This window comes from Mycobacterium angelicum (assembly GCF_002086155.1).
Lineage (GTDB): Bacteria > Actinomycetota > Actinomycetes > Mycobacteriales > Mycobacteriaceae > Mycobacterium > Mycobacterium angelicum.
The window spans coordinates 1-232 of the sequence record NZ_MVHE01000464.1; the positions used below are offsets into that span (position 1 = coordinate 1).

The 232-nt window shown below is 58.2% G+C and carries 1 protein-coding gene; it reads right to left on the reverse strand.

The window, feature by feature from the left end:
- Positions 1–41: 41 nt before the first annotated feature.
- Positions 42–232: DUF3418 domain-containing protein (locus BST12_RS30270; RefSeq protein WP_139802150.1), on the reverse strand; the 191-nt coding region annotated here is incomplete at its 5' end.

Below are 232 nucleotides of genomic sequence, written 5' to 3' on the forward strand. Positions count from 1 at the left end.
AGCGTAGGCTCGGATCTCGCGCACATAGCCAGTGCACGACGTTAGGACAGCTTGGCTATCGCCATACGAATTCGCTTGGGTGACACACTGACACGAGTACCGAGTTTTTGAGCGAAGTACTGGACGCGCAACTCCTCCAACATGAACCCAATCTCCTCGACCTCGGCGGGTAGTTTTCCGGCCGGTTGCTCCTCGCACAGGGCGTCATAGTCGGCCAGGAGAGGCTCCAGCT